Here is a 21,024-nt window from a genome sequence, read left to right as displayed (position 1 = left end):
TTTCCTTCTTTAGCTCTGCTAAATGGTTCAATTTTTAATCCTGAAAGCCTCTCTCAGAGTCACCTCGTCATCAAGGTCGCCATCTTCAAAGCACCTCACATTTGCCCCTGCCAATGAAGTACTAAAGAGTTCATACAACTCCAGCGACCTAAAATTGACCTCCAACCACGCAGAAAGTGAGTCAAGCCTGGTCAACCGCACATCATAAGCAGCTAATGTTGACTGTTTCTGATCTTTGAGACACACAACTCCTTCACCCTCTCCGACATGCGCCTTACTGGTGCGAATCCTTTCGATCACTCGCTGCAACGCAGCAGGGTCATCAAAAACAAGACTGTATTCGTAGCTCATGATCCATGCGGCCTTTTTCGTACGATAAGCAGGTCTGCGGGATTATGGATCATCTTACTGATTACGATTAGGTGTGCCCCGATTGCCTCAAGCTCTTGGAATCCCACTAATGGTTCAACGCGGCAAGGTCCTAATCCAGCCGCTCTTGACTCCAACGTCCACGGCCTGCTGTCTGAGAACAACTTCGCGAAACCGGTTTTTGGCAGACCAAATATTACCGCCGAAGTAGCTGCCTTTGGAACAGATGCCGGTCAGCTTGAGCCCTTGAGAGATTCGCACTTTTGACTCTAGAGGTAATCGTGGTTCACAGTTGTAAAACTCCTCGCCTTTTTAAGTACATGAGCAGTCGATCAAGAGCCACCACCTTGCCCCTGTCTTGCGGCGTTGCAACTAAAATGCGAGACATCGATTTTCTAATTGAGCTTACGGCAGTCCCCTCATTATTCAGGAGCTGATCCGACCCCAAATCCCGCACCTCGTATGCCGTCCCTGAGCGATTCTCAGAAAATCTTACTATCAAACTCCCTCCGACCACCACCGCCCCATCAAGAGCACCCTCGTGCAAATAAAATTCCACACTTAGGCCCCGTGAAATAATCCTTTCAGCAAAGGAACTAATCGAACACCCGGCGAGAGAGAAATACCACAACCACTTTCTCTTCCATTGAAAAAATAACGCTTTAGTGTCACATCCACGGAGCGCACGAAATGGACAGCGAGATAGTCCTTCTCATAGAGACAAAAATCATCTGCATCGCCAATCATATCAAAATTTTCTGTTTTAAGCTCAGCCTCGCCAAAGGCCCTCAAGCCAAACGTCTCAGCTTTGATGCTTGACGCACCCATCAAATAGCTCAAGCACAGTTCAAAAACATTACATTTCAAGTAACTCATCTGGCTTACCTATTGACAGAGTTTATTCCACTACCGTGATTCGCTTGTGAAACACCCTTGAGCTTCGTGAGTTCAGCCACTTAAAAAAGGGAACAGATTTATTTTCTCAACCCTAACTTCCAGCCTGATTCTTTTGCTCGATGCATTTAGCGGCGACTTGCGTAGGCTCGTCCACAAACCGACTGTTGTCCGCCTGCTTTGCCCGTCAAAAAGCCTATCGAATCAAGTTAATTTCTCTGCCGGAACTTCAGTTCTGCGCCCCTTGATCCCAGCCGGCAGAAATTAGAATAAAAAACAAATCTGTCCCCTTTCATCTTTAGAAATCACTCCGCTTTCCAAAAACGTTTCCTTTTAAGCTTCTTACGGAGCAAATCCAACTCCTCTCGACCACAGCACGCCTCAAACCTATCCGAAAGCTTACCTTTAATCTTCTCCAGCCTAGAAATCATTTGAGAATCACATATAAACCTTGCAGTTTCCACGCGATAGTCCCTTTCATCTTTCGCGGTAACCTCCTCACGCATATAGTAATGCAGCCCGATATTCCTTAATGAAATCAGGAGGCACTCCAACTCCCAAAGAATATCTACAGCCTCTTCACCAGAGATTGTTACATCTTGTCCTTCACTCAACTATTCCCCCTCCCCACTGAGTTAAATTTTGATCCACTCTGAACCGACGAATCTATACATCCCCCGGCCGCTCCCAAAACTCAATTTTATCCAAAACCCTCTCCAGATCATCCATATCATCATCGCCTAGCGTATCATCGAATTTTGAAGAAATTATCATTCTCATTTTTGCCAACCTGTCAGTCACCCGCTCGGAATCAACAAATTTCGTGATCGCCGCACAGTAATCTTCACAATCTGCTAGGTCCGCAATTGACTCACTTTCATAGTGCCGATTCAATCTTCCAAGCGACACCAAGATAAACTCTACCTCTCTCAATATGGCGTCCACATCTTTCCTGCTCAGGGAGATTTCTTCATTCTCAATTCTCATATAACTTCCTTCGCACCACCGTATGATTTCTCAGTTCAATATCACCTTTGACCGCCAACCATTATTTATGATAGCGGGACTTGCCCACCCACTCCAACCTGCTATCCTCAACATCAGCCTCTATATAATCCCGACCTTTATCTTCCTTGATCTGATATTTTTCTGCACCTCAATTTTTGACAACGATTTATTACTGACATGCTCCAGACACACTCTATTTCACATGCGCGGCCTGGCCACTTCTTGCCAGTTTCAGGCCGCTGCTGGCGAGGGCCTTGGACCTGCACTCAATGATCGAGCCAAGACGTAGGGAGTTAATTACTTTAAATGTCACCAACAACTTATTTCCCCTGCGAAAAGTAATGCCTCAACGAGTCGATTCAATACCTGACCAATCGACCTGTTTTTTGGCAAATGCACGATCAGCGCTTAACATTGATAATTCACCGGCGAAGATCGGATCCTCCTTCACCGCCGTTTCTTGAGCGGCGCTGAACACTACCGCCCCTGTACCACCTATGTTCTCCAAATGCATCTGAGCTACATAGAAGTCATAAAAATCAATAACAGCTGCCTCCACACACTCCAAGCTCTCAAATTCACTCTCTTTGAAATACTGAGCAAGATCTGACTGAGCGTACAAGTACATATTTAGCAGAATACCCTCTGCTTTAGCATCTTGCTCATCAACAACAGTGCTTCGCATGGTTTTCTCTACCCCTTTGAGAGCGACTTTTTTGCCTTCCGCAAGCCACCTCCATGCCTGATCGAGCAAACCAATAAATACGGTCGGGATTACGATACCTTTGCCCTCTAACAGCACCGTAAGGCGATCAAGTGACTTCAGCACGACATAAAGCCCAACTCGCTCATCATCACTCATGCTCTCAATCCCTATTCCGCTTCAACGGCGACACAGGCTTGGCACCATACCCCATGATTGTTTCCTCGCAGTTCACGCATATTGGCCTGCTGGCAGCATTTCCCTGCATCATCATATAATTTTTTCTCTGCGTACCTTTTGATAATGCTGGCCTCCGCATGTCCATCATGCTTGTTACGGCGTGGATCGCTCCCCAGCGTGCGATTGAGTTCCTAAGTTTCCTCGTCCAGCAGATTGCCTGCCGGATCGAAGGCATAGGTCTCGGCACCGAGGCGGCTGGTGGTTTGCAGCGGGCAGCCAACCAGATCGTACTGATAGACCAGGTGACCACGGCGTGTATCGCGGATATCGGCCTGTTGGCCGACTGCATCGAATGGATCCCAGCGCTTGAGCAGCGTGGACTTACCGTCATGACCACCCAGGAGTTTCTCTTGTAAGCGCCCTGCTGATTCTTAGGCATGGTTTTGCATCAGCTGGTGGCCCTGATGATAGACCCTGCTCGGCACAGGCCATTAGCCACAAAGCAAGCGGTGCTACCGGCGTCTATACAGAGTTAAGTCAATACCTAAGAAGAGTTACTTCCCCCATGAAAACATCATTTAAGGCCCAAAAAATCTCTTCGCTTTCCACGACTGAGCTTGAAATATTGACTTGAACTGAGTTGAGTGACTGCACCCACCCATGGGCTTCAACGAAACTAAATACAACCTTATCTACAAAAATCTCTACCTTCTTTAGGCCACCGTAACCAGCAACACCCGGACTTCCAACCTCAACATAATAAGTATCCTGCCCAAGGTCTTCATCCTGATCATCAATCTCATCCGATCTTTGTAAAATGATGAACTCCGAAGGCTCATCATGGCTATCCGCAAAACCGACTATCAGAGCATCCTCTTCTCTAGAGGCATTAAAACATATCGCTGTAAATTTTTTATCCATAGCTATGCTATTTCCGCTTCCGGAGGCCTGTAGTAGACGAGTGGTTACTCCCCCTTAACCTCAAAGCAAGTCAGCTACCAGTTGTACTCGCGCCTTTTCAACAGTGCTCTTGAGCATGTGATAGTCGCCCCTCGTAAGCTTCAAGCTTTTTATCTTACCAACCATATCAATTGATCGAACCAGCGCATCGAGCAACAATCCCACCTGCTGGACACTATCCGCCTCCTTGAACTCATAAAAAGGAAGCTGAACACGTGCCTCGACGACTCTTCTAGCTTTGTGATAGCGCTTAACTTCAGGATACTCAGCAATCAACTCATCAGGCATCACGATAGAGATAAAAGTCATTTTCTCCGCACCACATTCGAGTACAATATTTTCCAGCAGCCGCACCATAACTGGCTTTATTTTGTTGCGTGCAATATGCTCCGCATCACCGATAAGCGCATGCTGCTCACTGGTCATTCCAAACATCATAAAGCACCAATTTAATTGTCGCTCCTATTCACAGATAGACTCTTACTACCGCCAGCAGACGCATAAGTAAATAGGCTCAAGCCACCGATGAAATTGATCGATTCTTAGTTGATGAATCGCCCTGCTTTCGGATCATAGTCGCGATTGCGGTTCTAGTGTAGCCCAGCCTCAGAGTCGTGATACGGCCCTGAAAGCGGATTGGATTGTTTAGGTCAATCTGCTCAACTTGCCTGCCAATAAGTGCCGCCTCTGGGAGCAATTAATCACGCTCCCCCTCGGCGACTTATATAATTCTGCCCTAGACTTTGAGCTCCAACCTGGCCTTCTCAACGATTTTTTTAAGTATGGAATATTCCTCCCCTGTTATCTTCAAGCTCTTTATCTCCTTCATCATGTCCACCGAGCGCGTTAATGCATCAAGCACCAAGCCAATCTGCTCAGCGCTACCTGCCTCTTTAAACTCATAAAAAGGCAGTTGCACACGAAGCTCAATAACTTGCCTCGCCTTGTGGTAACGCTTAACTTCCGGATAATCACCAACCCGCTCGTCGGGCATAACTATAGTTATGACACTCCATTTTTTTGCACCACATGAGAGCTCGACACCTTCGAGCAACTCAGAGATAACAGGCTCAACTGCATTACGCGCAACTCTCTCTGAATCACCTACTAGAATGTGCTTTTCGCTCGACATCCAAAAATCCATCAGTGACTCCTAGTAATCACTTTTATTTAATGGAGGCCTCTTGCCACCATTTGCGGCCTTATACTCAAGGATTTTTTTATGCTGCCAAGAGTGCATCTCCTTCTTGCTCCCAGATGCTTCCTCTTGCATTTCCACACCATTATCGTCGAGGTATTTTTGCGTGTACCGCTTTTTACCCATTGTAGTTTCGCCATACTTCATAACCTCACCCGACTTTCGATCTCTCAGTGTGTAGCCAATCGCAGGTTTGGTCGAATTGTGGCTATTCCCATGGGTACCATCCGATTCACACGGGCATGGCTTGGATGGATCTTTCCCCGCCGCAAACTTACCACCCGCCTGACGCGGTTGCCCTTTCCACAACCCTAACGGGTCAACCCACTCAACAGGGTTCGGCGCATACGCAAACAGGTTCAAGCCACCGGTGTAACTGATCGGGTCCTGGTTGATGAACCGTCCAGCCCTCGGATCATAGTACCGATAGCGGTTGTAGTGCAGCCCCGTCTCATGGTCGTGGTACTGCCCCTGGAAGCGGATCGGGTTGCTCAACCCAATCTGCTTGGCCCACTCCGAACGGGTTTCCTTGATCTCACCCCAGGCCTTGTACTGCGCCGTCCACGCCACTTCTCCAGTGTGGTCGGTCAGCTCCATCGGCGTGCCCAGGTGGTCGCATTGGTACCAGAGGATCGCATCGATCGGTTGCGGTTTGATCTCTTGTTGCCACAACGGATCCTGATCGAAGTCGTACTCGCGATCGCTCCAGTTGGGCTCGCGCAGCAAACGGATCGGGCTGTTGCGTAGTGCCTGGGCGACCGGCACGAAACTCCCCGGCTCATACAGGTAATGCACCGTGCGCCCGGTCTCGCCTTCGTCCTGCGGGGGCGAGCTTTCCCACGCCAAGTTGTCGCCATCCCAACCGTACAGGGTGTAGCCACAGCCCAGTTCACGCTGGCGCTTGGCGCGCTGCATCTGGTTCCAGCCACTGCCGGCACGCGGATCATCCTGATGATGCGCGGTGGAGTGCTTGTGCAGACGGCGACCCAGGGCGTCGTAGCTGTACACCACACTGAGCTTGCTGTCTTCGAAGCGGCTCAGGCGGTCGAACAGGTCCCAACCGAGTCGGGCGTGTTCGCCGTTGTGCAGCCGATGGACCAGGTTGCCGCGTTCGTCGTACTGGTAATGGGTCCCAGCGTATTCACGCAGCAGGTTGTCCATCAGCTTGTTACGGCGCGGATCGCTTTCCAGCGGACGATGGAGCTCCTGGGTCTTGTCGTCCAGCACGTTGCCGGCCGGGTCGAAGGCGAAGGTCTCGACACCGAGGCGGCTGGTGGCTTGCAGCAGGCGCCCGACCGGGTCGTACCGATAGGCCAGGTGACCACGACGGGTATCGTGGATATCGGTCAGTTGACCCACGGCATCGTACTGATACTGACGCTTGAGCAAGGTGGCCTTGCCGTCATGGCTGCCCAGCAACTGCTCCTGCAGACGCCCCACTGGATCCCACGCCTGGGTTTGCATCAGTTGGTTACCCTGATGGCGGACCACTTCACGGTGCAGGTCATCACGCTCGTAGGCCAGCAGTTCATGCTGGTCGAGGGTCATGCCCAGCACGTGACCGCTGCCATAGGTGAGCACGCTGACCTTGTGCCCGTCCGGGCGGATGGTCGCGACGCGGTTGTTGAGCACGTCGTACTCGTGCTGCCACACCGCGACCATCGGTACCTCTGTACCGAGGTAATACTGATGCTCGCGGGTCAGGTTGCCCGCCTCGTCGTGGAACCACTGCAGTTTGCTGGCCGCGTTGATCGCCTGGATCAGGTTGCCATTGCGGTCGTAGGCGAAGGTCTCTTCCTGACGCTGGTCGCCCTGGCTGGCGACTCGAGACGTGATACGGCCCACGGCATCGTAGGTGATCTCGATCCGACGCTGGCCGACCTGGGTGCTGGTCAGGCGACCACTGTCCGGATCGTACTGGTAGCGAGTAGTCAGGCCATCGAAGCCCTTCTCTTCCAGCAAGCGGTCCAAGGGGTCATAGAGGAAACTGATCTTGCTGTCGTTCTGGTTTTCCAGCCCGATCAAGCGCCCGAGCTTGTCCCAGCGATAGCGCAAGGTGCGCTCATCAGCATCCACCCGCTCAGCCAGCATGCCAGCGGCGTTGTAGGCCCAGGTGGTGCAGCGGTCCAACGCATCGACATGGGCCAGCAGACGGCCTTCGGCATCGCGCTCGAAACGCTCTTCGGTGTTGTCCGGATGGGTGACCTTCACCAGCTGGCCGGCCTTGTGCTCGAAAGCCGTCTTGTTGCCGGCAGCATCGATGAACGACACCAAGTGACCCAGGTCGTCGTATACCCACTCACTGGTCTTGCCCGAACAGTCGGTGTACTCGGTCAGTTGATCCGCCGCGTTGTACGCCAGTTTTTTCTCATTGCCGTTGGCGTCCTTGATCGCCTTCACCAGCCCGGAAGGCGTGTAGGCGAACTCGGTCTTGTTGCCCAGCGGGTCGGTGGTCTCGACCAGGTTACCCTTCTGGTCGTAGTCCCGCAGCCACAGGCCGCCCTCGGCGTCGCAGATCTTGATCAGGTTGCGGCGGCCATCGTAGGCAAAGTGCGTCTGGCTATGGTCAGGGCGAATATGGCGAATGACGCTGCCTTGCTCGTCGTAGTCATAGCGGTCTTCGCTGCCATCCGGGTGGACGTGGCGCAGCAGCTTCTTGCGCTCATCGCGGAACAGCCATTCCGAACGCTCATCCGGATAACGGATGCGATATAGATAGCCAAGGATGTCGTAGTAGTACCAAGTCTCCTGGCCGTGGGCGTCGGTGACGTAAGTGAGGCGGATGTTCTCATCCCACTCCAGCTTCGTGTCGAAGCTGCCATCGTCGGCCCATTCGCGAATGGCCTTGGCGTCGAAGGCACTGCCATCCCATTGCAGGTTCATACCGCGACCGGTGCGGTCGGTGTACCGGGTCACCAGGTGATTCTGGTACTGGTAGTGCCAGGCCGCGCCGTTCTCGTCCTGGGCGGCAGTCAGATCGCCCTGGTCATCGTAGTGGTAGGCGCACAGCTGACGCAGTGGCTGGCCGTCGCGCATTTCCCACAGGCCGGTGATATGGCCGTGGTCGTCGATCAGCGTACCGAGGTGGCACAGTACATCCTTCACGTCACCCTGGAAGGTGATGATGTCCGACAGCACCGGGCGCCCTTCGTGGCGGTGCTCGTAGTGCAACATGCAACCGGCACCGTTGTTGAGCGTGATCTTCTGCAGGTAATACCGATCACCGACGCGCAAGTAGTATTCCTTACGGTCGAAGCCACGGCAGATCACCAGCTCGTTTTCACGGCTGCGGATCAGCAGCAGGTCTTCGATGGCGTTGAACTGTGACTGCTCCACTTTGGGCAGCTCGAAGGCATGGCTGCGACCATCGAAGTCGTGGAACAGGATGCCCTTGTCGACTACATCGATGCGCGTGGTGAACTCGGTGATCCAACGCGCGCCAAGGTTGCCCTGGTCGTACTCGGCCAGGCGCGAGTGATAGATGCGCTGCCATTCGATCGGGAATGGGCCTGGCAGGCTGAAGTCGGTATGAACGATGAATTCGGAACCGAGCGCGAAACTGATGCTGCGCGGCGTGAATGCCATCGTTTCTTCCGGACAGCCTCTTTTCACCGGGCTGGAGGCCCCTTGGGCCTTCGCTTGCGACCCACTGACCGCCAACTCGCCCTTGCCCTTCTCCCGCTCCACCTGCGTGGTGGTCCCCGGCTTGCTAACCCCCGGCTGGCCGTTCTTGTTGCGCTTGCGGAACCCCTTCACCGCCCCGCCCAGCACGTTGAGCATCCAGCCGATGCTCATCTGCGTACCTGGGTCAGCCAGCTTGTTCAGCTGCCGGGCCATCTCCGGGCCCAGGGCGCGCAGCTGGCCGGTGTTGGCCAGCACCTTGGTCTTGATTTCGTCCGGCAGCAGCTTGCTCGTCGCGCTGTTGGCCAGGCCCTTGCCGGCGGCCTTGTAGGCGCTGTGCACCGCGCCGAAGAAGTTGCTGAACGCCGCCTTCGGGTCGTTGAGCAGCTTGTCGGCGGCAGCCGACGCCTGCTTGCTCGCCTTCGACATGTCGCCCTTGGCGTCCAGCTGGCCCAGGGTGACCTTTTCCAGCCCCGTGGCGATCTCGCCGGTCATCTTGGTGCCGAACGCACCGGCGTCGGCGAGGATCTCGGCAATTTTCGGCTGGGCCTGTTTGACGAAGTCGTCGATGGTCCCGGCGATGGTGGCGTTGAGGTGACCGATCAACACCGTGATCAGCGAATCGCCCAGCAGCATCTTGGCGCTGTTGCGCAGCTCCTGCCGCACCAGGAACAGGGTCGGGCGCAGGCTCATGCGCGCCGCGGCCATGGTCGGTGGCGCTGGCAGCACGCCGATCAGGTTGATGCCCAGGCTCACCCAGTCGAGCACCTGGCGGTTCTTGCTCTTGACCAGGGTCACCACGTCGCCCAGGGCATCGACCAGGGCCATGATATTGCCCACCACCGGCAATGCGCCGGCCACGGTCTTGATCCGTTCGAGGGTGACGTAGCCGCCGCTGACCGATTGCAGCCAGGCGTCGAAGGCGGCGGCGCCGCGGCCGACGTCCTTGGCATCGATGGTGTTGAGCGGGGCGACGGCGACCTGCGGTTCGCGCTGCTTGGCGTCGGTCATGCCAGCACCTCACTGCTCAGGCTTTTCGCCGGGTTGAGCGGTGGGGTGAGCGTGGGCAGGCTCGGCAACTGACGGGCCGCGTTGGCGGCCTTGAGCGCCGGCGCCGCGCCGGGCACCACATTGCTGGCCAGCTGGGCCATGGCGCCGGTGTCGCCGCCGACGGCGGCCTTGACCTGCTGCACCTTCTGCAGCGCGGCCTGGCCGCTTTTCGCCAGTTGCATGCCAGTGCCGGCCAGGGCCTTGCCCTGCTCCAGCATCCCTGAGCCACCGGGGCCGATCATCGCTTTACCTTGTGCCATCGCGTTCTGTACCAATCCCTTGCCTTTGTCCATGCCTTGCTGGGCCAGCGCTAGGCCCTTGCCCAGCAGGCCGTCGGCGCCCTTGCCGGCGCTCAGCACCTCGCCGACCACGGCCTGCTGACCGGGGGCGATGTCGTTGAAGTCGGTCTTCGCCGGCCAGACGCCAGCACCAAAGTGGCTGCCGTCGGCCCAGGTGTCGGCCGGGTCCAGGCCGAAGTCGACCCACAGCGGGCCGGCGGCGGCGCCGCTGGCCATGTTGAAACCCTGGCCGTCGAGCTTGCCCTTGATCGATTTGCCCAGGGCATCGATCACGTCGTAGTCGCCGGTCTTCACGCCCTTGCTGTTGGCGTACTGGTACAACAGCTCGAGGTTGCCCTTGCCCGGTTTGGGCGGCTCGGGGAAGGTGCCGGCCTTGCTCGCCGCGCCGATATGGGCGAACTGCGCGGCCTTGGCGGTGTAGTTGGCGCTGGTGACGTGGGTGATGCCGCCGGCGTTGTAGGTCGTGCCGCTGCCGCCGCCCTGCAGCACCAGTTCGGTCTTGGCGGTGAGCACGATGCGGTCGGCGTTGGCGGTGACGTCGAGCTTGGCCAGCAGGTTGATGTTGTCCTTCAGGGCGCGGATGTCGATGTCGCCGGAGGCCGACACCAGCTTCCAACCCAGGCTCTGCACGAACAGGCGCATGCCTTGGCTGGCGCTGGCCAACAGGCGCTTGCCGGCGGTCAGGCTGGTGTGCCCGGTGCTGCTCAGGGCCAGGTGCTCGCCGGTGGTGATGTGGTTGGGGCCCGGGGTGGTCAGGGCGATACCGGCGGGGCTGGAGAGCACCAGGTGCGGCTGGGCGAACTCGGGGAATTCGTTGGCGCTCTGGTTGACCGGGCCGCTGCCGAGGATGCCCTGGTGCTGCTCGTGCAAGCGCTTGGCGACGTCGTCCTGGTCGCCCGGCTCCTGGGCCTGCATCTGCTTGGCCAGTTCCGCCAGGCTGTCCTGCTGRTCGCTGGCGGTGGCCAGGCGTTCGGCGGTYTCGGGCAGGTCYTTGTGGTGCTTGGCTTCGTTRGCGCGGGGCTCGGTGGTGAGCARCARRCCGCCGGCWGCGCGGATGGCGCCGTGGCGGTCGGTGCGCAGTTCGAAACCTTCACCACGTGGCGCGCCGCCGGTGGGGCGCGGGTGGGTGAGGTAACCGAGGTTCAGCGCACTGGCGCCATGGTCGCTGCGCAGGGCGATGCTGATTTCGCTGGTGGTGTCGTCGATGCGCAGTTCGTTGCCGCGGCTGCCCTTGTATTCCTTGCTCTTGATGGTGGCCAGGGTCTTGAGGTCGGGCAGCTTGTAGTGCGGCATGTTCACGCCGTGGTACAGGCAGCCGGTCACCAGCGGCTGGTCGGGGTCGCCTTCGAGGAAGCTGACCAGCACCTCCATGCCGATGCGCGGCAATTGCAGCCCGGCGATGCCCTGCCCGGCCCAGCTCGACGCCACGCGCATCCATACGCTGGACTTGTCGTCGGCCTGGCCTTCGCGGTCCCAGAAGAACTGCACCTTGATGCGGCCGAATTCGTCGCAGTAGATCTCTTCGCCAGCCGGGCCGCTGACCACGGCGCGCTGGGTGCCGAGCACCTTGGGCTTGGGGTGYTTCAGYGGCGGGCGGTAMGGCTGCTGCCACGGGGTAACCACGAAGAAGTTGCGATAGCCCTGCTGGAAACCGTCGTACTTGGCGTCGACGTCGCTGGTGATGGCCTCTTCCAGTACCTGCGGCTGGCGGCCCTGGTGGCGCACGTCGGTGAGCAGCCACAGGTCGTTCCACTCGGCGTTGGGGTGGCTGCCCAGGGTCAGGAAGTGCCCGCTGGCGAGCAGGGGCTGGTCGCTGTCSCCGCTGGCCTGCTGGTAGTCGCTGCGGTGGCGTTCCAGGGCGCGGGTGGCCAGGTGCTTGCCGCGTGGGCGGTCAAGGAAGCGGCCGGGGTAGTCGTAGTCTTCCAGAGCCGGTTCGTCGAGGCTGTCGGCGGCGCCTTCGAGCTGGATCAGCGGTTTCTTGAAGTCGTAGTCGCGGCGGGTGACGCTGCTGGTGCGGGTTTCCACGCGCAGGCCGAAGCGCTTGATCATCGGCGTGTCGGCGACAAGCCCCGCATCCTGCTGGTAGGCCACCGGGGCCAGTTTGGGGAACACGGTCTGGTCGTCGCCGAACACCAGTTGGTGGCCCTCGGCGCTGTGGCGGAAGTGGTAGTGGATGCCTTCTTCTTCACACAACCGCTGGATGAACTGCAGGTTGGACTCGTCGTACTGCACGCAGTATTCGCGCTGCGGATACGTCGCGCCCAACTGGAATTGGTAGGCGTTGGCGAGGATGCCATGCTCCTCGAGCACCTGGGCGATGATTTCCTGCACGGTCTTGTGCTGGAACATGCGCTGGTTGATGCGGTGGGCCAGGTACGCCAGCTGCGGGCGCAGGGTSACCTGGTAGCGGGTCAGGCGCTTGCCYGCCTCGCCTTGCGCGGCGCGGTAGATCAGGCCGTGCAGGCCMCGGCCATCGTCGCCGAGCTGAAGGAACGCGGGCTTGTGCAGCAGGTTTTCCAGGTCCAGCGAAGGGCGCTCGCTGACCAGCTCCAGGTCGATGGCGTAGGGCTGGCTGATGGCTTCCGCGCCATCGAAGGCAAGCACTTGGAAGTCATGCTCCAACCCGTCGATGTGCAGGCTGAAATGGGTCTGGTTCGCGGCGGCAAACATCCTTGTCCCTCTCTGTGCGTAAATTCGTGGTAATGCGTCCGTGGTCTGGCGTCAGCGCCGGAGCCTGGCCCAGAAACCTTGTGCGGCAAAGGCGTCGCGCAGTTGCCCGGCATCGACGCGGCGCTGCTCGGGGTCGAAGGCCAGCGCCCGGCGCAGCGCGGCCCAGGCCTTGCCTGGCATGCCGGGCGGGGCCTTGGCCGCCAGCTGCATGCCCTGGTCACGGGCCTTGAGCGACGGCACGCGCTCGAAGGGGTGGCGGCCGGTAATCAGCTCGTACAGCACGCACGCCACCGCATACAGGTCGCTGGCGGTACTCGGCGTGCCGCCCTCGAACAATTCGGGGGCGGCGTAGGCCGGGGTCCAGGCTTCGAAGCGGCCATGGCTCAGGTGCGGCAGGCCGGCCAGCGGGCCGTCCAGGGCCAGGCCCAGGCCGAAGTCGAACAGGCGCAGGCCATCGTCGCCGAGCATCACGTTGCTGGGCTTGAGGTCGCCGTGCACCACGCCCTGCGCATGCACGCAGGCCAGGGCGTCGAGCAGCGGCACGGCGATCTCGCGCACTTGCGCCCAGGCCAGGCCCAGCGGCTGGTCACACAGCAGGCGGTCCAGCGAGGTGCCGCGCATCAGCTCCATGGTGATGAAGCCGCGTTCGCTCTGCGGGTCGATGGCGAAGCCTTGCAGGCGCACCAGGTTGGGGTGGCGCAGGCGGCTGGTGAGGGCGTACTCGTTGAACAGCAGGGCGTTGGCGTCGGGCGCCGTGGCCAGCTGGTCGCTCATCAGCTTCACCGCCAGCAATGGCTGTGGGTCACCGAAGCCCTCCTGCAACAGGTCGCGGGCGCGGTACACCAGGCCCATGCCGCCGGCGCCGAGCAGGCGCTCCAGGCGGTAGCGCCCGGCGAGCACGTCGGGGATCGGCGCCAGCGCCCGTGCGGCCGGGGCCGGCGCGGGTTGCGCGCGGCCCTTGCCACGCCGCTTGCGCCGCGCCTTGCCGGTGCGGGCGGGCTCGGGCTCGCTGGCCTGGGTGAATGCGAAGTATGTCGACTCGCTGCCCTGCTCGAGGGCGTCGAGCACGTCGAGCGCGTCGCCGCTGCCAAGGTTCATCGGTGGATCACCACTGCGGTCAGGTTGTCTTTCGCCGCGCCGCCCAGGGCGGTGTCGAACAGGCGTTGCAGGGCCTCGCCGGGCGAGGCCAGGTCCAGGGCGTGGCCCAGGCCGCCGCTCTCCAGGCCGTCGTAGAGGCCGTCGCTGCACAGCAGGAACACATCGCCCGGCTGCGCATCGAACTCCAGCACTTCCAGGGTGAGGCTGGCGCTGGCACCGACGGCGCGGGTCAGGGCCCGGGCCGAGGGATGCTCGCGGGCCTGCTCGGCGCTCATGCGTTCCTGGTCCATCAGCTGCTGTTGCAGCGAGTGGTCGCGGGTCAGCTGGTACAGGCGCTGGCCGCGCCACAGGTAGCAGCGGCTGTCGCCGGCCCACACGCAGGCACCGCGGCGGCCGTCGAGCAGCAGCGTCACCACGGTGCTGCCGATCACCCGCGCCTGGCCGGCGACGCTCACCGTCAGCTCCTGGCCCAGGCGCCGGTTGATCCAGTGCAGGCACTGGCGCACGGCGAGCACGCGCTCGTCGAAGCTGCTGGCGGCCGGCAGGTCGGCCAGGCTCTCGACGATCATCTGGCTGGCGACATCGCCGGCCTCGTGGCCGCCCATGCCGTCGGCGACCGCCCACAACCCGTGCTGCGGGCAGTCGAGAAAGGCGTCCTCGTTGCGCGCACGGACCTTGCCGGGGTCGGTGCGCGCCGCGCTGCGCCAAGGGCTGGCTGCGCGCATCACAGCTCCCCTGGCAGGCGGAAGCCGCGCAGCACGCTGAGGTCGAACGGGTTCGGCGTGCGCTGGCTGGTCAGCAGGTAGTTGGCGCGCATGCCGCCGACATTGGCCTTGAGCACCATGGTGTCGCGGCCCTTGAGGTACTCGGTCTGCATCAGGTCGAGCAGGCGGAACAGCGACCACGGGCCACCGTTCTTCTCCAGCGCCATGGGGCGGCCGTTGAGCTGCTCCAGGGTCAGGCTGGTGTTGCCGTCCTGGGCTTCGGTCGGCCACTTCAGGCTGGTGGAGACGATCGGGCCGTGGCGGTAGTCGATCACCGTGTCGCCGAAGCGGAACTCGGCGCGGCTCACCGCCGGGTCGAGGGTGTACGGCTCGAGCTTGAACTGCACCTGCGGCTCTTCGGGGTTCTGCGCGAAGAAGCTCTGGCGGATGGTCTGGGCGGCGCTCATCTGTTCGAGGTAGGCCTTGGTCATCGGCAGGCTCTGGCCGTCGAGGCTGCGCAGGCGGTAGGCGCCTGGCTCACCGCTGACGAACGGGCGCATGTAGGTGTCGAAGAAGCGGTCCGCCACGCCCTGGGCCTTGAAGAAGTCGCGGAAGTCGCTGATCGCCACGTCGCTGGTGCCATGGGCGTTGAACGGGTAGCGCGACTCGATGGTGCGGCCGTAGTGGCTGTACAGCTCGCTCTGGTAGCGCTGGTTGAGGTAGGTGTAGGTGTCGTTGAGCACCATGCGCCAGATGTCGTCGGACAGCAGGTTGAACCAGCCGGCCACCGGACGCGGCAGGCGCACGGTGCCGTTGCGCAGGCTGCTCAGGGCGTCACGCTGCCCCGACATGCGTGCCTTGGCCATCTGGTACGAGGCTTCTTCGGCCTGGTTGGAGCGGGCCAGGCCGGCCAGCTGCTGCTGCAGGTCGTTGAGCGCTTGCATGGTCGGTGCCAGGTCGGGGCCCGGGCCGTTGTTGTCGTCGAGCAGCCGGTGCAGCGGCTCGAAGCGCCGTTGCAGGGCCATGCGCGCGGTGTCCGGCAGCGGCTTCTTGGCCAGCGCGTCGCGGGCCTTGTCGGCCACGGCACCGGCCACGGCCGCGCCGCCCTTGCCGAGCTTCTTGGCAACGGCCTTGTTGGCGGCGGCTTCGGCGGCGGGGTTGCCTTCGTCGGTGGATTCGGCCAGCACCGGGAAGCGGGTGTTCTCGCGCACCTCGGTGAGCAACAGCAGCAGCGGCGAGTTGGCGGCGGTCAGCGCCGACAGCTGATCGGCGCCTTCGCCGGCGTCGCTGAACGGGATCAGGCCGACCTGGTTGACCGCCTCGCCCCAGTAGTTGGCGTAGTCGCGGAAGTACAGCTGCTCCAGCTCCACCATCAGGCGGCGCATGTCCATGTCGCTGATGCCGCTGCCCTCGCCCAGCACCCAGTTGTCGCGCAGGATGTCGTTGACCAGGTTGGCGCCCTGCACCGAGAAGTACTGCTGGTAACCCTGGGAGGTGTAGAAGCCGGGGATCGGGTAGTCGATGCCGACGAACTGCGCGGCCTGCGGCCCGAGCTGCTGGCTGAGGCGGTATTCGGGCAGGCTGCGGGCCTGCTCGCGCAGCACGCGGTACACCACGCTGGCCAGGGATTCGGCGCGCAGCACCTGACGGGCCTGGGCCACCAGGGCGTCGTTGAGCGGATAGGCGAAGGATTGCTCGAGCAGGCGCCCGAAGTGGGTGTTCAGGCTGTCCTGGGCGGCGGTGTTGCCGTTGTAGCGCTGCGACCAGCCAGCCGCCACCCAGTCCTTGAGCCAGGCCTGGTCACGGCGCTCGGGCAGGCCGAGCATCAGGTAGGCGCGCAGGCTGTTGAGCAGGCGCTCGCGGTTCTTCAGGTTGCTGCGGATCTGCCCTTCGACCATCTGCGCCACGCGGGGCAGCAGCACGGTTTCCAGCTCGCGCTGGTAGGCCGGTTGCAGCACCTCGTTGGCCGGCACGCCCTGGTACAGGCCGCCGCGTTGCAGCAGCGAGACATCGCCGGGCACGGGGAACACGCGGGAGGCCTGCCAGGCGGTGTCCAGTGGCTTTAGCGCGGCCAGGGCATCATCGCGGGCATCCAGGGCGAGGTGCTGGCGCTGCCACTGGCGGCCCAGCTCACGCACCTGCTCCAGGCGCTCGTGGTTGCCGGAGAAACTGCCGGCCCACAGCGCGCCGAACACTGCCAACGCGCCCAGTGCACCGAGGTACACGGCGCGCTGGCCCCAGTGGATGCGTCGGCGTTCGCGCTGGTCGAGGCCGGCCAGGTCGTACTCGGGGAAGATCACCCGGCTGAACAGTTGCAGGGTGAAACGCGAGCGGCCCTGCACCGCGCCACGGCCGGGCTGGCCGGGGTGGAAGCCGTTGTCGCTGTCGACCCGCGGCGCCTGGTGCGGCGCGCTGGTCAGGTAGAAGCCGCGCAGCTGGCTGGCGCGCTGGTAGCGGTTGCCGGTAAAGGCGGCGTCGACGAACAGGCACAGCTGGTCGCCGATGCGCCCAAGCTGGTGCGGGAAGTCGAGGATGCGCGCGCGGCGCTGGGTATTGCGCTCGTGGTGCATGCGCTGGGTGACCTGGTCGCCCAGGCGTTGCAGCAGGCCCTGGAATTCCTTGGCCAGCAGCTCGGTGTCGGCGCCGTTCTGGCCCTTGCCGAAGGTGATGCCGAACACTTGCTCGTTCTCTTCGCGCGACTGCTGGTCGAAGAAGGCGTCGAAGCCTTGCAGGCGGTCGGTCTTGCTCAGCACCAGGTACACCGGCACTTCGACGTGCAGGCGCTGGCGCAGCTCCTGCAAGCGCGAGCGGACTTTCTGCGCCAGGTCGTTGACCGCCGCCTCGCCGCCCAGCAGGGTGTCCAGCGGCACGGTGACCACCACGCCGTTGAGCGGACGGTTGCGGCGGCGCAGGCGCAGCTGGTCGAGCAGCACGCGCCAGGCGCTGCCGTCGATCTCGCTGTCGGACTGGTTGAGGAAGCGCCCGGCGGTGTCCACCAGCACGGCCTGTTCGGCGAAGTAGAAATCGCAGAAGTCGCCGCTGGACGGGTCACGGGCGAGCTTGCGCTCCAGCGCGTTGATCGGGAATTCCAGGCCCGAATGGTCGATCAGGCTGGTCTTGCCCGCACCCTGGGGCCCGAGCACCAGGTACCAGGGCAGGTCGCGGCGCCAGCGTTCGCTGCGCCCGCCATACAGGCTCGAATTCTTGAGGGTGGCCAAGGCATGCTTGAAGCGGGCCTTGATCTCCTTGGCCTCCTCGTCCTTGCGCTCTTCGCGTTCCAGGCGCTCGCGGCCGTCCTCGCTCTCAAGCTCTTCCTGCTTGCGGTTGTTGGCGCGCCAGCTGGCGAACACCATCCACAGGCCCCACACCAGAAACAGCACGCTGATGGTCAGCAAGCGCGCGGCGGCGTCTTCCCAGAACTTGTTGTCGGCCACGGCCAGCAAGGGGCCGGCGAACCACACCAGCAGCGCCAGGGCCAGCACCAGCAGCAGGCTCCAGACCCAGGTCTTGGCGAGGAAGGCGCCTACTTTCTTGAAAAAATTCTTCATCACAGGTCCTTGTGTCACTGCCGCGGTTGGGCCGCTGGCTGCTCGAGCGTCTGGAAGGGTTGCAGGACGGTCGCGCGCTGTTCGCCCAGTACCCAGGCGAAACCGGAATACATCACCACCAGGCACACCAGGGTGAACAACGCCACGCTCCACCACGGCACGATGCGCACCGGGCTGTTGCGCTGCTGGTCGAGCCCTTCCCAACGCGGCGACAGCTCACGCGGCACGTCGCCGCGCAGCTGGCGGATCTGCCGGAACAGGGCGTCGCGGATGCCTTCGAGCTCGGACATGCCGCGGTCGATGACCCGGTACTTGCCCTCGAAGCCGAGCGACAGGCACAGGTACATCAGTTCGAGCATCGCCAGGTGCTTGACCGGGTTCTTTGACATGCGGTCGAGCAGCGAGAAGAACTTCTCGCCGCCGAAGGTCTCGTTGTGGAAGGCACTGAGCAGGCTCATCTGCGACCACTGGCTCTCGTTGCCCCAGGGGGTGGTGACCACCGCCTCGTCGACCACGGTGCACAGCAGGTAGCGGGCCACGGTGACCTGGCCGTTCTCCACGCCCTCGTAATGGATGCGTGCCTCGAAGGCGCGCACGCAGGCGCTCAGGCGCTCCTTGAGGTTGTTCAGGTCTTCGGCGGTGTCGCTGTGCTTGAGCCGCACCACTTCCGAGAGCAGCTCGCCGGCGGCGGCCACCAACGGGTTGAGGCCGACGCTGAAGCTGCCGCTGGAGGGCAGGCGCGCCGAGTAGACCATGCGCTGCTCCAGCGGCTCGGCCCGCGCCGAGCTGCCCAGGGCGGTCAGGGCCTGCCCTTGCGGTGCCGAGCCATCCTGGTTGAACAGGACGGTCTTGTCGTCCTGAGGGGTATCCATGTCCTTGCTCATGCTCAGTTCCTGATGGCCCAGAATTTCAGTTCGAGATCGGAGAACTCACTGGTGACGTGGAAGGCGAAGCCACCGGAACCGTCCATCTTCTTGCGATCTTCGGCGTCGAGTTCGACGATGAAATAGGTCTTGTTGGCGTGGAACGGGATCTGCCGCGGCGCCACCGGCAGCGGTTTGACCTTGAGCCCGGGCAGGTGCAGGTTGACCAGCTGGCGGATGCGCTCCACCGGGCCGACCTTGAGGTGCGACGGCAGGCGCTGGCGCAGCTCCTCGGACTCGCAGTTGGCGCTGGCGGCCAGCACGAACGAGGCGGTGGTGAGCAGGCCCGGGTCGTGCAGCGGCGACACCAGGATGCCGTACTGGCGCTGTTGCAGTTCCAGCTCGATGGCGTGCTGTTCGAGCACCATCGACAGCACCTGGCGGATCGACTCCATCAGCTTGCGGAAGCTCGCGCCCTGGTCGCTGTGCTGGTAGCGGGCGTCCAGGCGCGGGCGCTTGGTGTCGCTGGAGAAGGTCGACAGGTCGCCGAGCATGATCAGGAAGGTGCGGTACAGCTCTTCGGGGTGCACCTGCTCCAGGCTCAGGTAGTGACGCAGGAGCATTTCGGTGCGGTTGATCAGCTGCAGCATCATGAAGTCGCCGACCTCGGCGCCACCGACCTTGCCGTTGGAGCGGATGCGCTCGGCCAGGGTGTCGCCACGCAGCGCCAGCATGCTGATCACCTCTTTGAGGCACGACAGCAGGTACACCGAGGCGTGGGTGCGGATGTAGGTGGGCACGAAGTTCGGGTCGAGGCTGATGACACCGTCGGGCGAGGTGTCGAGGATCTCGCAGACCTTGAGCTTGACGTAGGCCTGGTCGGTTTGCTGCTCGCCGAGCAGCAGGCGGAAGTCCGGGCGCGCGCAGTTGATCTGGCTGCTGTTGTCGTCGCCGGCGTTGGAGTCGGACACCTCCACCTCGTAGGTGGTGTAGCGGGTCAGCACGTCGGACTGCTCGGGACGGCGCGCCTCGATGTGGTTGCCGGTGACCAGCGGCAGGGCCATGAAGATCGGCGTGGCACCGGTGTTCGGCGGCACGTCGAGGGCCAGCGGCTCGCTGCTGCCGTCGAGCTCGAACAGGCTGCCGTCGGGCAGGATGCCGGCGGCGCGGCTGATCACCAGCTTGCCCATGTTGAGGAACTGCAGGTCGATTTCCAGGTTGATGAAGCCGTAGGTGTAGGTGCCCAGCAACTGGGTGCGGGTCTTCATCTGGCTGTCGTAGTAACGGTCGTTGTGCTGGAAATGCTGGGGACGCAGCAGCATCCCCTCCTGCCAGACTACCTTGTGCACGTTCATCGCTGATCACCCGCTTGGGCCACGGCCGGCACTCCGTTGTGGATGCCGGCCTGGTCGAGGTAGAGGTTGGCGGTGACCCGCTCGCCGGCACGAATGGCCTGCACCCGGCGCCACTGCGCCTGGTCGAGGTCGCGGTAGGCGGCCATGACGCCGACGAAGCGGCTGTCGGGGTTGATGCTGAGCTTCAGGCTCAGGGTTTCGCCGGGACGCAGTTCGTGCTCCTCGGTGGCCACCATGTCCTGGGACAGGGCTTCTTTCGGGCTCTGGTAGAGGGTGAAGAAATCGGTGCTCTCGAAGGCCACCGGGTGCTTGAGCTCGTACAGGCGCACCACCACCGGCGACGGCCGGCCGTTGATGTCCAGGTTGAGCTGGTCGGTGGCGGTCAGGGTGAGGTCGAGCTTGGTCATGTGCGAGTACGGCGACAGGGCGCTGCAGCCGGCCAGCCAGGACAGGGTGGCCAGGGCCCACGTCGCCCTGAGCATCGTGCGGGTGATGCGAGTCATG

General features: G+C 61.4%; 17 protein-coding genes. 1 reads left to right on the top strand and 16 read right to left on the bottom strand.

What is annotated here, in order from left to right; translation table 11 throughout:
- Positions 1-27: 27 nt before the first annotated feature.
- From RTH46_RS16320 to RTH46_RS16300, 5 genes are all read right to left on the bottom strand, one after another.
- Complete coding sequence (locus tag RTH46_RS16320) at positions 28-351, bottom strand: hypothetical protein (RefSeq protein WP_316906110.1); 324 nt, start codon at positions 349-351, stop codon at positions 28-30.
- 579 nt (positions 352-930) lie between these two features.
- Positions 931-1,245 carry a hypothetical protein gene (locus RTH46_RS16315; protein WP_316906109.1) on the bottom strand — a complete coding sequence of 105 codons (315 nt, stop codon included), beginning with the start codon at positions 1,243-1,245 and terminating at the stop codon, positions 931-933.
- A 323-nt stretch (positions 1,246-1,568) separates the two neighbouring features.
- Positions 1,569-1,877 carry a hypothetical protein gene (locus RTH46_RS16310; protein WP_316906108.1) on the bottom strand — a complete coding sequence of 103 codons (309 nt, stop codon included), beginning with the start codon at positions 1,875-1,877 and terminating at the stop codon, positions 1,569-1,571.
- Between the two features lie 52 nt (positions 1,878-1,929).
- On the bottom strand, positions 1,930-2,250 hold the full coding sequence (locus tag RTH46_RS16305; RefSeq protein WP_316906107.1) for a hypothetical protein: 321 nt from the start codon (positions 2,248-2,250) through the stop codon (positions 1,930-1,932).
- Between the two features lie 367 nt (positions 2,251-2,617).
- A complete protein-coding gene (locus RTH46_RS16300) occupies positions 2,618-3,133 on the bottom strand; it encodes a hypothetical protein (RefSeq protein WP_316906106.1) in 516 nt (171 codons plus the stop codon).
- Positions 3,134-3,291: 158 nt separating this feature from the next.
- On the opposite strand from RTH46_RS16300, the gene RTH46_RS16295 reads away from it, so the two are divergent.
- The gene (locus RTH46_RS16295; protein WP_316906105.1) at positions 3,292-3,570 is read left to right on the top strand and encodes a hypothetical protein; all 279 of its coding nucleotides are present in this window, start codon (positions 3,292-3,294) and stop codon (positions 3,568-3,570) included.
- Positions 3,571-3,691: 121 nt separating this feature from the next.
- Here the strand turns inward: RTH46_RS16295 and RTH46_RS16290 are convergent, their stop codons facing one another.
- The 11 genes from RTH46_RS16290 to tssJ form a co-directional block, all read right to left on the bottom strand.
- Positions 3,692-4,075, bottom strand: a complete 384-nt coding sequence (locus RTH46_RS16290; RefSeq protein WP_316906104.1) for an Imm10 family immunity protein — start codon at positions 4,073-4,075, stop codon at positions 3,692-3,694.
- 60 nt (positions 4,076-4,135) lie between these two features.
- Positions 4,136-4,540 carry a hypothetical protein gene (locus RTH46_RS16285; protein WP_316906103.1) on the bottom strand — a complete coding sequence of 135 codons (405 nt, stop codon included), beginning with the start codon at positions 4,538-4,540 and terminating at the stop codon, positions 4,136-4,138.
- Between the two features lie 310 nt (positions 4,541-4,850).
- The gene (locus RTH46_RS16280; protein WP_316906102.1) at positions 4,851-5,258 is read right to left on the bottom strand and encodes a hypothetical protein; all 408 of its coding nucleotides are present in this window, start codon (positions 5,256-5,258) and stop codon (positions 4,851-4,853) included.
- A 9-nt stretch (positions 5,259-5,267) separates the two neighbouring features.
- On the bottom strand, positions 5,268-9,944 hold the full coding sequence (locus tag RTH46_RS16275) for an RHS repeat-associated core domain-containing protein (RefSeq protein WP_316906101.1): 4,677 nt from the start codon (positions 9,942-9,944) through the stop codon (positions 5,268-5,270).
- Positions 9,941-12,952: a type VI secretion system tip protein VgrG gene (locus tag RTH46_RS16270; protein ID WP_316906100.1), complete on the bottom strand. Its 3,012-nt coding sequence runs from the start codon at positions 12,950-12,952 to the stop codon at positions 9,941-9,943. Before RTH46_RS16270 ends, RTH46_RS16275 begins: the two co-directional genes overlap by 4 nt.
- Before the next feature lie 51 nt (positions 12,953-13,003).
- On the bottom strand, positions 13,004-14,050 hold the full coding sequence (locus RTH46_RS16265; protein ID WP_316906099.1) for a serine/threonine-protein kinase: 1,047 nt from the start codon (positions 14,048-14,050) through the stop codon (positions 13,004-13,006).
- Positions 14,047-14,775 carry a PP2C family protein-serine/threonine phosphatase gene (locus RTH46_RS16260; RefSeq protein WP_279847115.1) on the bottom strand — a complete coding sequence of 243 codons (729 nt, stop codon included), beginning with the start codon at positions 14,773-14,775 and terminating at the stop codon, positions 14,047-14,049. Before RTH46_RS16260 ends, RTH46_RS16265 begins: the two co-directional genes overlap by 4 nt.
- On the bottom strand, positions 14,775-18,302 hold the full coding sequence (gene tssM / locus RTH46_RS16255; protein ID WP_316906098.1) for a type VI secretion system membrane subunit TssM: 3,528 nt from the start codon (positions 18,300-18,302) through the stop codon (positions 14,775-14,777). Before tssM ends, RTH46_RS16260 begins: the two co-directional genes overlap by 1 nt.
- 14 nt (positions 18,303-18,316) lie before the next feature.
- Positions 18,317-19,186, bottom strand: a complete 870-nt coding sequence (gene icmH / locus RTH46_RS16250) for a type IVB secretion system protein IcmH/DotU (RefSeq protein WP_110996302.1) — start codon at positions 19,184-19,186, stop codon at positions 18,317-18,319.
- A 2-nt stretch (positions 19,187-19,188) separates the two neighbouring features.
- A complete protein-coding gene (tssK, locus tag RTH46_RS16245) occupies positions 19,189-20,520 on the bottom strand; it encodes a type VI secretion system baseplate subunit TssK (RefSeq protein WP_110996301.1) in 1,332 nt (443 codons plus the stop codon).
- Positions 20,517-21,023: a type VI secretion system lipoprotein TssJ gene (tssJ, locus tag RTH46_RS16240; protein ID WP_153788714.1), complete on the bottom strand. Its 507-nt coding sequence runs from the start codon at positions 21,021-21,023 to the stop codon at positions 20,517-20,519. Before tssJ ends, tssK begins: the two co-directional genes overlap by 4 nt.
- Between the last annotated feature and the right edge of the window lies 1 nt (position 21,024).

Source organism: Pseudomonas sp. zfem004, assembly GCF_032621715.1.
Lineage (GTDB): Bacteria > Pseudomonadota > Gammaproteobacteria > Pseudomonadales > Pseudomonadaceae > Aquipseudomonas > Aquipseudomonas sichuanensis.
The sequence above is the reverse complement of the archived record's forward strand: the minus strand, read 5'-3'. Positions and strand labels throughout refer to the sequence as shown.